Below are 12,700 nucleotides of genomic sequence, written 5' to 3'. Positions count from 1 at the left end.
AAATCTAAACAGACAATGACAATTGCAATTGATTTCGATGGAACCATCGTAGAACATAGATACCCTAAAATCGGTAGCGAAATCCCATTCGCTACCGATACACTGAAAATGCTTATCAAGGATGGACATCAACTCATCTTATGGAGCGTAAGGGAAGGCGAGCTGCTTCAGGAAGCTGTTGACTGGTGTCATGCGCATGGCGTTGACTTCTGGGCTGTAAACAAGGACTACCCTGAAGAAGAGAAGGAGAATAACAATCACTTCTCCAGAAAGCTCAAAGTAGACATGTTCATTGATGACCGCAACTTAGGCGGACTACCAGACTGGGGGACAATTTATCAGATGATAACCAACCGTGAAACATGGGAAAGTCGCAACTTTGCACATCAATCATTTGAAGATCATGAACCACCCAAGAAAAAACGTTGGTGGAACTTCTGAGAACTTTATATAAGTTGACAAAATAAAACAGGATGTCCTAATGACATCCTGTTTTTTGCTATAAGAAGATGGTAACATACAGAAAAGAAAAAGAGAATAGCCTTGTAAGCTATTCTCTTTTTATGTGATCCGCATGGGGCTCGAACCCATGACCCCAACATTAAAAGTGTTGTGCTCTACCAGCTGAGCTAGCGGATCTCCCTATGCTTTTAGTAAAAGCGAGTGCAAAGGTAGTGAGATTTTCTGATATTACCAAATAATTTATAACTTTTCTTGCATTTCCTGTTTTAAAACTGATAAACAGGAGATGACACTTTCCAACCTTTTCTCAGAGGATTACGTAAGCATAGCCAGATTTAAAATGAGTTGTAAACATTCATCTGTAAAAATCTATTTCAAATACTATTGTTCAATAAAACTCAAATAACATATGCTCCCATGCTCTTTTAAATGGAGAACATCGTATCGGCTTTGAAAAAAAACTCGCTCAATCAAATAATTTGTGTTTACTTTTGGTAGTATGACTATTATCTGACTACAAGCAGCCTATATCCCGACAACATATTGCAAAGTATTCAGTTCTCAGCACCATTGGTGTTTACCAACAACACATCGCGTGATGGACAACAACACCTCATGTGATGGACAACAACACATCGACAGGAAAAGAGAAAAAAGGGTTGTTATCGTCTATTATAACAATATTATAGTAAGGCACTAATGAACTCCTTATATGGAAAAGTCTTATTCGAACGACAATATATTTCAATGAATTGAATGAGGAATGAACTTAACCCTAAACAGTTCAATAGACAGCAACACACATAATTTCTTACTAAGCAGTATTGTTTCCTGACATCTTTTATTCCCTTGTAGGCATCTTGTCAGCCTTGCAAACTTGACGTGCACTGCTACACATTTGTTGCAGCTCGTCACTCAAACAAGAACTGTCCAGGCGTTAACATCCGGTTTGGATTTAAACATCTGGCTTATCTATGGGACTAAGTTTGAGTTTTCAGAATGTTCTGGCTGCATATAAAAGCGAAAGAAAGTATGCCTCACGACATACCTTCTTCTGTGTTCTTAGTCATCTTATTACGTTGAGCCTCTTGTCGGATTCGAACCAACGACCCCGAGATTACAAATCACGTGCTCTGGCCAACTGAGCTAAAGAGGCGAGGTGGGCAAGCTGTTCCTATCGCACCGCTACAACCTTCTGCCCTTGCTACGTTCCCGTCCTGGGGGATTCAAAGGGAGCTGGTCGTAGGAGACTTGCCCGTGTTCTACACTCTTACCATCATCGTAAAAGCGGGTGCAAAGGTACGGATTTTATTTAATATCAGCAAAGAGGGAGCGAAACTTTTTCCGTTTTTAACAAAAAAACATAATTTTGGTAACCTTCTACATTATTTATAATAATTAATCCGTACTTTTGTATCATGGTTTATGAAGATTTTAAACAACTGGCGGCTTATACCCGTTATGATGGTTTCTATCTCGCTATCGTCTGGGTAGCGAGTTTTGCATGCTTGCTGGGTATGACTGCTCTGCCAGTTCTGGCACAATTCAGTTTGCTGCTGTCATTGTCGACCCCCTTCTTCGTTGCATACCGACTGAAGATATTTCGTGAGGAAGGACGTAATGGGGTGATTTCCTTTCGTCGTAGTCTGTTCTACTGTATTCGTGTGTTCTTCAATGCTGCGATTATTTTCAGTCTGCTGCAGTGGCTCTATATGCACTATGTTGACAACGGGAAACTGCTTATGATGGTTACAAGTCTTTATTCCAGAAGTGAGGGAAGAAAGATACTTGCCATGATGGATATTCCCTATGAAAAGTTCATGGCAGTGCTGCCAGAGGCTTTCCAGCCTTATTCTTTGGCATCCAGCAGCTTCATCATTGCTGTTATGCTGGGTGGGGTCTATTCGTTGTTCATAGCGGCAGTAATGTCTAAGAAAGTCAAGAACCAGCAGTTGTGACTTCAGGGTGTCTGCTGCAAATGATGTTTTAATTTATCATTCAACTAATTCATCATGTCTGACTCAAAAGTTCCAATTCAGCATTCCCGGACTTCTAATTGAAAATTCCTAATTCAGAACATGGATATATCAGTAATCATTCCTCTCTACAATGAGGAAGAAAGTCTACCAGAATTACACGCGTGGATTCAACGCGTGATGAACGCCAACGGCTTCACGTATGAAATAATCTTCATCAATGACGGTTCCAAGGATAACAGTTGGGATGTCATTGAGGAACTACACCGCAAGGATGCCGAGCATGTACACGCCATCAAGTTCCGTCGCAACTATGGCAAGAGTCCTGCACTTTACTGTGGCTTTAAGGCTGCACAGGGTGATGTTGTCATAACGATGGATGCCGATTTGCAGGATTCTCCCGATGAGATTCCAGAACTCTATCGTATGATAATGGAGGAGAAGTACGACCTTGTAAGTGGCTATAAGCAGAAACGTTATGACCCGTTGACGAAGACGATTCCTACAAAACTTTTCAATGCTACGGCACGTAAGATCAGTGGTGTGCATAATCTGCACGACTTTAACTGTGGTTTGAAGGCTTATCGTCATGACGTAGTGAAGAATATCGAGGTCTATGGTGAGATGCACCGTTATATCCCTTATCTTGCCAAGGAGGCTGGCTTTGCACGCATCGGCGAGAAAGTGGTGCACCATCAGGCACGCAAGTATGGTAAGTCAAAGTTTGGTATCAACCGTTTCTTTAATGGTTATCTTGACCTGTTGACACTCTGGTTCCTCACCAACTTTGGTAAGAAACCAATGCATGTGTTTGGTCTGATGGGGTCATTTATGTTCCTTATCGGCTTTATTGCCTTTCTTTGGCTCATTGTCGAGAAAACCATAATGCTCATCAATGGTGTTTATGGCGACCTGCTATCAAATCATGCTTCTTTCTTTATAGCCCTTGTTGCGATGGTGCTGGGCACACAGCTCTTCCTTGCCGGCTTTATCGGCGACCTTATCAGTCGTAGCAATCCTCGAAGAAATGACTATCAGATTGAGAAGGAAATGTAAAAGAAATCTTCTGCTTCGTGGGTGTTTTAAGTAGGGATGCACAGCATGCGTGCTTGTAATTACGCCCGATTGTGGACATATTCACCTGCGTTATTATGCTTTAGGAGGTTTTGTGCATATTGACTACCCCTGTGTGGGAATCTTTTCGACAATAAGTTGGAGATACAATGCTCTTGCTGTTGGAGATAGGCGCATGATATATGCGAAAAGCATATCAGCTTGCTTTATTTAAAGACGATAATAGGTAAACTATGAACTATAGAAAGATCAGACATACAGTAAGAAGAGTCAGTATGTTCACTCTTCTATTGGGAGGGATATGTTGGATAAGTTCCTGTTCCGACATAAACTGTCCTATAAACAACGGTGTGTGGGCTAATTACATTGTCCAAGGCGACACATTGCGTGATACACTTACCATTTCAGCAATTCGTGAGAATAAATCCGACACCGTATTGTTGAACAAACAGGTCAATACGACGAAGTTCAGTTTGCCGATGAGCTATAGTGCCGACAGTGACAAGTTACGCTTTGCCTTCAAAAGCAAGGCTGGAGTTACAACAGTTGACACTGTAACAGTGTCAAAGACGAGCAAGAGTCATTTTGAAAGTGTTGACTGTCCGCCAGCCTTTTTCCATACACTTACTGCTGTGAAGGCAAAGGGCACACGTGTAAGTAAGATAGAAATCAGTAATCCTAACGTTGATTATGATGGTACGAAAGAACATATACTTATCACTTTTACTAATCCTTAACGCACTGTTCCTGCTCTTCCCTACTGGAGCCAACGCACAGCGCAGACCAACAGTGCCGAAGGAGAAGAAAGATACCGTTGCGTTCTTCCGAGGTGTTGCTGTGGGCATTGACCTCGTCGGACCTGCTATGCGTTCGCTTGCATCATACGGCCAGTATGAAGCCCTGCTGCGCTTGAACATCAAGGACAGGTTCTTCCCTATCATCGAAGCAGGTATCGGACAGGCTGACAAGACTGATGAAACAACCAGGACATGCTTCAAGACCAATGCACCTTATGCACGTGTGGGCTGCGACTTCAATATGCTCAAGGATAAACACGACGTCTATCGCTTCCTGGTTGGTGGCAGAGTAGGATACACCTCTTTTAAGTATGACGTTCTAAGTCCGGGCATTGCCGACCCCATCTGGGGAACACAGTCAGCCTATGGTGCACTTGACAGCAAGGGAAACCAGCTTTGGGCAGAGCTGATTGGTGGTGTGGATGCAAAGATATGGGGACCTATCCGTATGGGATGGTCCGTCCGCTATAAACTCCGACTCGCCCACAAGGCCGGCGAAATAGGTGAACCATGGTATGTTCCAGGGTTTGGTCGTGGAGATTCATCGCAGCTTGGCGCCACATTCAATGTCCTTTTTGAGCTGTAACAAAGAGCCTTTTGAATATAAGTAGCTATATCAAAGTCTTTACTTGACAGTAATACTGTAGGGATGTACGCCTTTTGTGTTCATGAATAATGTCTGCCGGACGCACAAGTCGTGTGTTCCCAATTCTTTCACAACAAATCCCTATCTTTAACTACTCAATAATAAATGCGTCATGAATAAGAAAAAATTATATTGGCAGGTACCGTTCCTCCTTGTGCTGATTATCGGATCGATAGTCATTGTCCGCCGCCAGCATGCCATGCCTTATCAGCATAACAAGGGCTTCATCTTTGGTACAGTATATAATATTACCTATCAAAGCGATGAAGACCTGCAGTCTCAGATAGAAGCAGAACTGAAGAAAGTGGATGAGACTTTCTCTACTTTTGACTCTAAATCGCTCATTTCACAGGTGAACCAGAACAAGCCTGTGAAGGTTAACCAGATGTTCAGAGAAGTGTTCACGCTGGCTGAAACGATTTCAAAAGAAACAGACGGGGCTTTTGACATTACCGTTGCACCAATGGTAAACATGTGGGGCTTTGGTTTCAAGACGGGTCTGCATCCGTCTAAGCAGAAGATTGACAGTCTGCATCAGATTGTAGGATATAATAAGGTGAAACTTGTTGGCAATACTATCCGCAAGCAGGATTCCCGCACAATGCTCGACTGTTCAGCCATTGCCAAGGGTTATGGGTCGGATGCCATAGCCCGTCTCCTGCTTCGTAATGGTGTTGAGAACTTCATGGTTGAGATTGGTGGTGAGATTGTCACGAAAGGAAACAGTGAAAAACGGCTGCCTTGGAAGATTGGTGTCACGAAGCCGACGGAAGACAGTCTGAACACAAAACAGGAGTTTGAGACGGTTCTGAACGTTACTGACAAGGCGATGGCAACGAGTGGGAACTATCGTAACTTCTATTATAAAGGTGGGAAGAAATACGCTCATACCATTGACCCAAAGACAGGCTATCCTGTCCAGCACTCCCTGCTTTCAGCCACAGTCTTGGCAAAGAACTGCGCTACAGCTGACGCTTACGCCACATCATTCATGGTGATGGGTATTGAGAAAGCATGCAAGTTGCTTGACCGTCATCCTGAATTGATGGCTTATTTCATCTATTCAGATACAAAAGGAAATCTGAAAGTCTGGTATAGTCCGTCAATGGAGGGAAAAATAGTAGAATGAAGTAGTCTCTTACCAGATATTCCACAATCACCCAACATTCATCACCGAAGCCCTGAACAATGCTCCAACTTTACGATAAACTCCTCGAACTACCTCTTTTCATCGGTATAAGCACTGACGAACTATCGGATATCGTGGGACAGACGAAGTTTAGTTTTCATAAGCTGGCAGCTGACAAACCGCTCGTAAGCAAGGAGGAAAAATGTACACAGCTCTTCTTTCTTATGAGCGGAACACTCCGTGTGGTCAGCTATGCTGACAGCCATCGTTATCGTATAGAGGAAGAATTGTCGGCACCGGCTGTTATCCAACCTGAACATTTCTTCGGACTTATGCAACGTTACACCAAGGATTTTACAGCGCAGACCGATTGTAGCCTGCTTTCATTGGATAAGTCTGAGGTGTTACGGCTTCTTGACAATTATCTTATCTTCCGTCTGAACCTTCTCAACTGTATTTCCATGCAGGCACAACGCATGGGGCGCATCCCATGGCGACAGCAGTCTGATGACATTCGCCAGCAGTTCGTCAGCTTCCTCCGTCTCCGCTGTCTGACGCAGGCAGGACATAAGGTTCTTAGGATAAAAATGGAAGACCTTGCTCATGAGCTGCACCAAAGTCGTCTTAACATCTCTCGCATGCTCAATGACTTGCAATGTGAAGGACTGCTGACAATAAGCCGGGGGATCATTACAGTTCCACAATTGGAGAAGCTACGGTAGTAACCAATTCTACATCAGCCTCCCCTCAACCCTTTGAAACCAACAAGCACTTATTGAAGAAATATAAAGGAGTAAGCCCGTACGAGGGATTTGAAATATATTTACATAAATGATTGCCACTTTTGTTTAAAAACAGAGAAAACAAGAACAAAACAACGTGTTCGTAACTATCAGAAGAACAGACGATTATAAAGTCATGCAAGAATAGGTGCCTAATTGGACTTCAATTAAGCACTACTTAGGACTTAATCAAGCACCTTTTGCACGTCAATTAAGGCTTAATTTGAATGCAGTTAAGCATCAATAGATTTCCTTGCTATGATTTTTTTTGACACAATTCATATTGATAGGGAATGGCTGACATCGGATAATTAGCAATAGTTGTTCAACTGATTTCTGAAAACAGAAAGATGTTCCCAGGGTTTCTTATTGGCTTCATTATTATTATCGAGTTCGCCAAATATCAACTGTTCCTCTACCAAGAAACAAATTTGCGTTAAAATCCACCTTTATATATAGTGTTTCTCCTTTTTTTGAGTTATCTTTGTACTTTAAATTAAGAGAAAGCAAAAAGAAAATGACAGATAATACATCAGGGAAGAAAGAACGTGTAAATCCTTTCTTCCTACCTTATGATACACCGCACTACACGGCACCATTCGAGCGTATCACGCTTGCCGACTACGAGGAGGCAATGATGGAAGGTATCCGCCGTGAGGACGAACAGGTTGAGAAGATTATCAACAATCCTGAAGAACCACCCACCTTTGAGAACACGATTATACCAGAGGATGAGGTCAAAGGACGCAAGCATTACTATGATCTTCTGAATCGTGTGGAGAGTGTATTCTTCAATATGCTCAGTGCCGAGACCAATGACGAGATGGACGCATTGGCGCAGAAGATGAGTCCAATCCTTACCAAACACAGTAATGACATCAGCTTGAACCCAAAGATATTCGAGCGTGTCAAGCATGTATATGAGCATCATCGTGAGCTGACACCAGAAGAGAACTGTCTGCTGGAGAAAAGCTATGAGGGTTTTGTTCGCAGTGGTGCACTGCTTGATGAAGCAGGAAAGGAACGTCTGCGCATGCTCACGGAAGAGGCATCCATGCTTTCGTTGCAGTTCTCACAGAATGTGCTGAAAGAGAATAAAGCCTATACGCTGCATATTACGGATGAACAACAGCTTGACGGACTCCCCGAAACGGCACGTGAGGCTGCGCAGGAAGCTGCAAGAGAGCATGGAATGGAGGGCTGGGTCTTCACTTTGGATGCTCCAAGCTATGGTCCGTTTATGATGTACAGCACGCAGCGCGAACTGCGTAAAGACCTTTACATGGCACGCAATACGCTCTGCATAAAAGATAATGACACGAATAACCTTGAACTTTGCAAGCGTCTGGTTAATCTTCGCCGTGAAATGGCTCAGCTCCTCGGTTACGATACTTTTGCCGATTATGTGATGAAACATCGTATGGCAACAACGGTTGAGAACGTGTACAAACTTCTCAACGACCTCATTGGGGCATATAAGCCGACTGCCATCAAGGAACGTGAAGAAATAGAGGCATTAGCACGAGAAGAAGAAGGTGACGGTTTCAAGATGGAACAGTGGGATGTAGCTTATTACAGCCAGCTGCTGAAGAAGAAGAAATATGACCTTGACCCAGAGATGCTTCGCCCTTATCTTGAATTGGGAAATGTTATCAAAGGCGTCTTCGGTTTAGCTACACGTCTCTATGGTATCAGCTTCAAGGAGAATAAGGAGATACCTGTTTACCACCCTGACGTGAAGCCGTATGAGGTGTTTGACAAGGATGGCAGCTACCTGGCTGTACTTTATGTTGACTTCCATCCACGCAAAGGAAAGCGTGATGGGGCATGGATGACGGAGTTTCAGGGACAGTGGATAGAGCGGGATGGTACGAATGTACGCCCACATGTGTCACTCGTGATGAATTTCTCCAAGCCTACAGAGGACAAGTCGGCACTTTTGAGAATAGGTGAGGTGGAGACTTTCCTGCATGAATTCGGGCATTCTCTACATGGTATATTTGCCAATACCCGCTTCGAGAGTTTGTCAGGAACGAATGTATGGTGGGACTTTGTAGAACTTCCTTCGCAGTTTATGGAGAACTTTGCTATAGAAAAAGAGTTCCTGCGTACCTTTGCTTTCCATTATCAGACAGGTGAACCTATGCCTGATGAACTGATTGAGAAAGTTATTACCAGCCGTAATTTCGGTGCTGCAACGGCCTGTCTGAGACAGGTCAGCTTCGGCTTGTTGGATATGGCTTACTATACTCATAAAGATGAGTTTACAGATGACATTATCCCGTTCGAGAAGAAAGCATGGGCACCAGCTATCATTGATGAGCAGCGTATGGATACCTGTATGACGGTACAGTTCTCTCATATTATGGCAGGTGGATATGCTGCAGGATATTACAGTTACAAGTGGGCAGAGGTTCTTGACGCTGATGCTTTCAGTGTATTCAAGAAAGAAGGAATCTTCAATCCTGCTACTGCCCAGCGTTTCCGTGATAATATCCTCTCACGTGGAGGAACTGAACATCCTATGACGCTTTACAAGCGTTTCCGTGGAGGGGAGCCGACGATTGATGCGTTAAAGGAAAGGGACGGACTTCTCAAGACACAGTAATTTCCTCGGACCTCTCCAAGGGATAAGGTGTGGCTGTTAGCTATAGTCTGGCTTTTCCCCTCTAATTCTCCCCTATCGTAGCTTATTCATGTTTATCATCGCTTATAAAATCCTATAAAGATAATGAACAACGAACATATTACTGAGCAAGCAGTAACATCTTCCGCTTCCATTAGAGAAGGGAGAGGACAGACTGCTGTCGATTATCGTTACCTTCGTATGGCACGTATCTGGGCAGAGAATTCCTATTGCAAACGCCGGCAGGTGGGCGCATTGGTAGTGAAGGACAAGATGATTATCAGCGATGGTTACAACGGAACACCAAGTGGATTCGAGAACGTGTGTGAAGATGAGACGGGCGTAACGAAACCTTATGTCCTTCATGCAGAAGCAAATGCTATCACAAAACTTGCCCGAAGTGGTAATAACAGTGAGGGGTCAACGCTTTATGTAACAGCATCGCCTTGCATTGAGTGTGCAAAACTTATCATACAGGCTGGTATCCGTCGCGTTGTTTATGCCGAGAAGTATCGCCTTACAGATGGTATAGACCTGCTGACACGAGCAGGAATTGAAGTGGAATACAGGAGTCTTGACGGCACCCGTTGAGTCTTTCTTGAGTGAAAAAGAATATAATTAGCCAGTAGGCTTTTAAGTATTGAGGGTTATTTGGCATTGGAAATATAAGCCTGACAAGACTAAATTGCTGAATATGATGAATTAATTTAATTTACTTCATTAACCTAATTTACCCTATTTGCCTCCTATGGCTTCCATGGCTTATTGAGATTTCCTCTTTTCACTTATCCTCTTTAGAACCGAGCCTTATAATAGAACAATGTATAACAAGTAAATCAACGAGCACCCTGACAATGCATCTTTCTTATACGGGAGAGCGTGGGTGAGGCTTTTATGAATCAAAACAAGAATAACCGTTTCATGCCACTGCTGATGGCACTTTGTGTTGTCATCGGTATTCTTATTGGTACTTTCTATGCCAATCATTTCTCTGGTAACCGACTGAATATCATCAATAGCGGTAGCAGTCGGCTGAGCAATCTGCTACATATTATTGACGATCAGTATGTCGATTCAGTCAATATAGACGAGCTTGTAGACAAGGCTATCCCAGAGATTCTATCAGAACTTGATCCACATTCAGTCTATATCAGTGCAAAGGATGTGCAGTTGGCTACAGACGATTTGAAGGGTTCTTTCTCTGGTGTGGGAATAGAATTCAATATCCGACAGGATACGTTACGAATACAGAATGTCATCAAGGACGGACCTGCTGACAAGGCAGGACTGTTGGCAGGTGACAAGGTAGTGAGTGTTAACGGTAAAGCGTTTGTGGGTAAAGAGGTAACCAACGAGGAGGCTATGCACCGTCTTAAAGGACCGAAAGACTCAAAGGTAAAGATAGGTGTTAAACGGTATGGTGAGAAAGGTGTAAAGATGTTCACCGTAACACGTGGCGACATTGCGGTGAAGAGTGTTTCTGCAACTTATATGCTCAACGACTCTACAGGTTATATCCGCATCAAGAGTTTTGGCGAACGTACATATGCTGAAATGCTTGCAGCTTTACAGACACTGAACATCCAGGGAGCTGATCATTTAGTTATTGACCTTCGAGATAATGGTGGAGGCATCTTGGAGTCGGCTGTGCAGATGTCAAATGAGTTCCTGCCCAAGAATCGCCTTATTGTTTACACGCAGGGAAGAAAGAGCCCTCGTATTGACTACCGTAGCGATGGCAAAGGTAGCTACCAGCATATTCCAATGGTAGTACTTATCAATGAGGGCTCAGCTTCGGCTGCAGAAATCTTTGCAGGTGCTATGCAGGACAATGACCGAGCTGTCATTGTCGGACGCCGTTCCTTTGGTAAAGGACTGGTACAACAACAGATACAGTTTAATGATGGCAGCTTGATAAGACTGACTATCGCACGTTATTACACTCCATCGGGGCGCTGCATACAAAAGCCGTTCAAACCTGGTGACAATGCTGATTATGAGAAAGATATTCTCACACGTTACCAGCATGGTGAATTCTTCTCACAGGATAGCATCAAACACGAAGGCCCAGCCTATCATACACAGAATGGACGTATCGTCTATGGTGGTGGTGGTATTACACCTGACACATTCGTTCCTGAAGACACTTCAAAGGTAACCTCTTATTATAAGGAGGCGGTAATGAGCGGATTGATACTCCAATATGCTTTTAATTATACGGACAGCAACAGAAAGAAACTCAGTGGCTTTGGCAAGATGCTGCCTTTGGCTAACTATCTGGAACATCAGAACCTTGTGAGTGACTTCGTCAACTTTGCAGAAAAGAATGGACTGCGTCGGCGCAATCTCATGATTATGCGTTCACACTCGCTCCTACAAGACTATCTTAACAGTCGCATCATATATAACATTCTTGACGAACAGGCATGGATAGAATATGTGAACCGAGATGATACTACGATAAAGGCTGCTGTAAACGTCTTCCGCAGCCCTTCTATCCTGTTGCTTAATTCACAACAGAAGGCTCATCGTCAGACAGACTCCTTACATAAAACAACTCCCCGACGTTGATGAAACAGTTTGATAAAGCAGCCCTACGGAAAGAGGTGAGAGCACGTAAAAAAAAGTTTTCTACGGAAGAGCTGATAGAGCAGTCCCGTCCGATTATTGAGCATGTCCTGGGCCACCCGCGTCTGAAGGAATCCAAGACAGTTCTTCTATATAATTCTCTGCCTGATGAGGTCTATACACACGACCTTATCCAGCAGCTCCATACCGATGGGAAAACAGTTCTACTTCCCGTTGTCATCAGTGATACTGAGATGGAACTCCGCCTCTATCATGGCTCAGAAGCATTTGAGACAAGTACTTACGGAATTCTTGAACCTACCGGTGAAGCCTTCACCGACTTTTCGTCTATAGATTTCGCACTCATCCCAGGCATGGCTTTTGATGCGCAACGTAACCGTCTTGGTCGTGGAAAAGGTTATTATGACCGCTTTCTGCCTCTTCTCACCAATGCCTATAAGCTCGGTATCTGTTTCCCTTTCCAATTTCTTCCAAGTATTCCGACCGAAGAGACTGACATAAAAGTGGATGAATGTATTAGTATATTACAATGTATATTATAATGTTTATAATGAACCTCTTTGCTCATCTTTAGCTGACGTGCTGCTGCCCAACACACGTGGTGGTGTTGGTAAACACC

Annotated in this window: 11 protein-coding genes, 2 tRNA genes and 1 other RNA gene; 11 read left to right on the top strand and 3 right to left on the bottom strand. The window is 43.6% G+C overall.

Annotation, left to right across the window (positions count from 1 at the left end; genetic code table 11):
* The first annotated feature begins 15 nt into the window (after window positions 1-15).
* The gene (locus ADJ77_RS02490; protein WP_025078752.1) at window positions 16-441 is read left to right on the top strand and encodes a BT0820 family HAD-type phosphatase; all 426 of its coding nucleotides are present in this window, start codon (window positions 16-18) and stop codon (window positions 439-441) included.
* Window positions 442-566: 125 nt separating this feature from the next.
* Here ADJ77_RS02490 and ADJ77_RS02485 read toward each other — a convergent pair.
* The 3 genes from ADJ77_RS02485 to ffs form a co-directional block, all read right to left on the bottom strand.
* Window positions 567-639: transfer RNA gene (locus ADJ77_RS02485), tRNA-Lys, on the bottom strand.
* 905 nt (window positions 640-1,544) lie between these two features.
* Window positions 1,545-1,618: transfer RNA gene (locus ADJ77_RS02480), tRNA-Thr, on the bottom strand.
* 8 nt (window positions 1,619-1,626) lie between these two features.
* Window positions 1,627-1,719: signal recognition particle sRNA small type (ffs, locus tag ADJ77_RS13165), an RNA gene on the bottom strand.
* A gap of 161 nt (window positions 1,720-1,880) precedes the next feature.
* On the opposite strand from ffs, the gene ADJ77_RS02475 reads away from it, so the two are divergent.
* The 10 genes from ADJ77_RS02475 (at window position 1,881) to ADJ77_RS02430 (ending at window position 12,623) form a co-directional block, all read left to right on the top strand.
* Window positions 1,881-2,420, top strand: a complete 540-nt coding sequence (locus ADJ77_RS02475; protein WP_025078754.1) for a DUF4199 domain-containing protein — start codon at window positions 1,881-1,883, stop codon at window positions 2,418-2,420.
* Between the two features lie 120 nt (window positions 2,421-2,540).
* On the top strand, window positions 2,541-3,494 hold the full coding sequence (locus tag ADJ77_RS02470; protein WP_025078755.1) for a glycosyltransferase family 2 protein: 954 nt from the start codon (window positions 2,541-2,543) through the stop codon (window positions 3,492-3,494).
* A gap of 251 nt (window positions 3,495-3,745) precedes the next feature.
* Complete coding sequence (locus ADJ77_RS02465; RefSeq protein ID WP_025078756.1) at window positions 3,746-4,249, top strand: DUF6452 family protein; 504 nt, start codon at window positions 3,746-3,748, stop codon at window positions 4,247-4,249.
* Window positions 4,203-4,895 carry a DUF6048 family protein gene (locus ADJ77_RS02460; protein WP_025078757.1) on the top strand — a complete coding sequence of 231 codons (693 nt, stop codon included), beginning with the start codon at window positions 4,203-4,205 and terminating at the stop codon, window positions 4,893-4,895. Before ADJ77_RS02465 ends, ADJ77_RS02460 begins: the two co-directional genes overlap by 47 nt.
* A 172-nt stretch (window positions 4,896-5,067) precedes the next feature.
* Window positions 5,068-6,084, top strand: coding sequence for an FAD:protein FMN transferase (locus ADJ77_RS02455; protein WP_025078758.1), 1,017 nt, complete (start codon window positions 5,068-5,070; stop codon window positions 6,082-6,084).
* Window positions 6,085-6,143: 59 nt separating this feature from the next.
* Entirely contained in the window at window positions 6,144-6,806 is a 663-nt protein-coding gene (locus ADJ77_RS02450) for a Crp/Fnr family transcriptional regulator (protein WP_025078759.1), read from the top strand.
* Window positions 6,807-7,383: 577 nt separating this feature from the next.
* Entirely contained in the window at window positions 7,384-9,474 is a 2,091-nt protein-coding gene (locus tag ADJ77_RS02445; RefSeq protein ID WP_050695990.1) for a M3 family metallopeptidase, read from the top strand.
* Window positions 9,475-9,597: 123 nt separating this feature from the next.
* Window positions 9,598-10,083, top strand: a complete 486-nt coding sequence (locus tag ADJ77_RS02440) for a dCMP deaminase family protein (RefSeq protein WP_025078764.1) — start codon at window positions 9,598-9,600, stop codon at window positions 10,081-10,083.
* Window positions 10,084-10,386: 303 nt separating this feature from the next.
* Window positions 10,387-12,063: a S41 family peptidase gene (locus tag ADJ77_RS02435; RefSeq protein WP_025078765.1), complete on the top strand. Its 1,677-nt coding sequence runs from the start codon at window positions 10,387-10,389 to the stop codon at window positions 12,061-12,063.
* On the top strand, window positions 12,063-12,623 hold the full coding sequence (locus tag ADJ77_RS02430; RefSeq protein ID WP_050695989.1) for a 5-formyltetrahydrofolate cyclo-ligase: 561 nt from the start codon (window positions 12,063-12,065) through the stop codon (window positions 12,621-12,623). The genes ADJ77_RS02435 and ADJ77_RS02430 overlap by 1 nt, the downstream gene beginning before the upstream one ends.
* The last annotated feature ends 77 nt before the right edge of the window (window positions 12,624-12,700 follow it).

This window comes from Prevotella fusca JCM 17724 (genome assembly GCF_001262015.1).
Lineage (GTDB): Bacteria > Bacteroidota > Bacteroidia > Bacteroidales > Bacteroidaceae > Prevotella > Prevotella fusca.
The sequence above is the reverse complement of the archived record's forward strand: the minus strand, read 5'-3'. Positions and strand labels throughout refer to the sequence as shown.

What these genes read in the sequence shown, in the direction of transcription:
- ADJ77_RS02490 (WP_025078752.1), top strand. Translation starts at nt 16, where the DNA reads ATGACAATTGCAATTGATTTCGATGGAACCATCGTAGAACATAGATAC.
- ADJ77_RS02475 (WP_025078754.1), top strand. Translation starts at nt 1,881, where the DNA reads ATGGTTTATGAAGATTTTAAACAACTGGCGGCTTATACCCGTTATGAT.
- ADJ77_RS02470 (WP_025078755.1), top strand. Translation starts at nt 2,541, where the DNA reads ATGGATATATCAGTAATCATTCCTCTCTACAATGAGGAAGAAAGTCTA.
- ADJ77_RS02465 (WP_025078756.1), top strand. Translation starts at nt 3,746, where the DNA reads ATGAACTATAGAAAGATCAGACATACAGTAAGAAGAGTCAGTATGTTC.
- ADJ77_RS02460 (WP_025078757.1), top strand. Translation starts at nt 4,203, where the DNA reads ATGATGGTACGAAAGAACATATACTTATCACTTTTACTAATCCTTAAC.
- ADJ77_RS02455 (WP_025078758.1), top strand. Translation starts at nt 5,068, where the DNA reads ATGAATAAGAAAAAATTATATTGGCAGGTACCGTTCCTCCTTGTGCTG.
- ADJ77_RS02450 (WP_025078759.1), top strand. Translation starts at nt 6,144, where the DNA reads ATGCTCCAACTTTACGATAAACTCCTCGAACTACCTCTTTTCATCGGT.
- ADJ77_RS02445 (WP_050695990.1), top strand. Translation starts at nt 7,384, where the DNA reads ATGACAGATAATACATCAGGGAAGAAAGAACGTGTAAATCCTTTCTTC.
- ADJ77_RS02440 (WP_025078764.1), top strand. Translation starts at nt 9,598, where the DNA reads ATGAACAACGAACATATTACTGAGCAAGCAGTAACATCTTCCGCTTCC.
- ADJ77_RS02435 (WP_025078765.1), top strand. Translation starts at nt 10,387, where the DNA reads ATGAATCAAAACAAGAATAACCGTTTCATGCCACTGCTGATGGCACTT.
- ADJ77_RS02430 (WP_050695989.1), top strand. Translation starts at nt 12,063, where the DNA reads ATGAAACAGTTTGATAAAGCAGCCCTACGGAAAGAGGTGAGAGCACGT.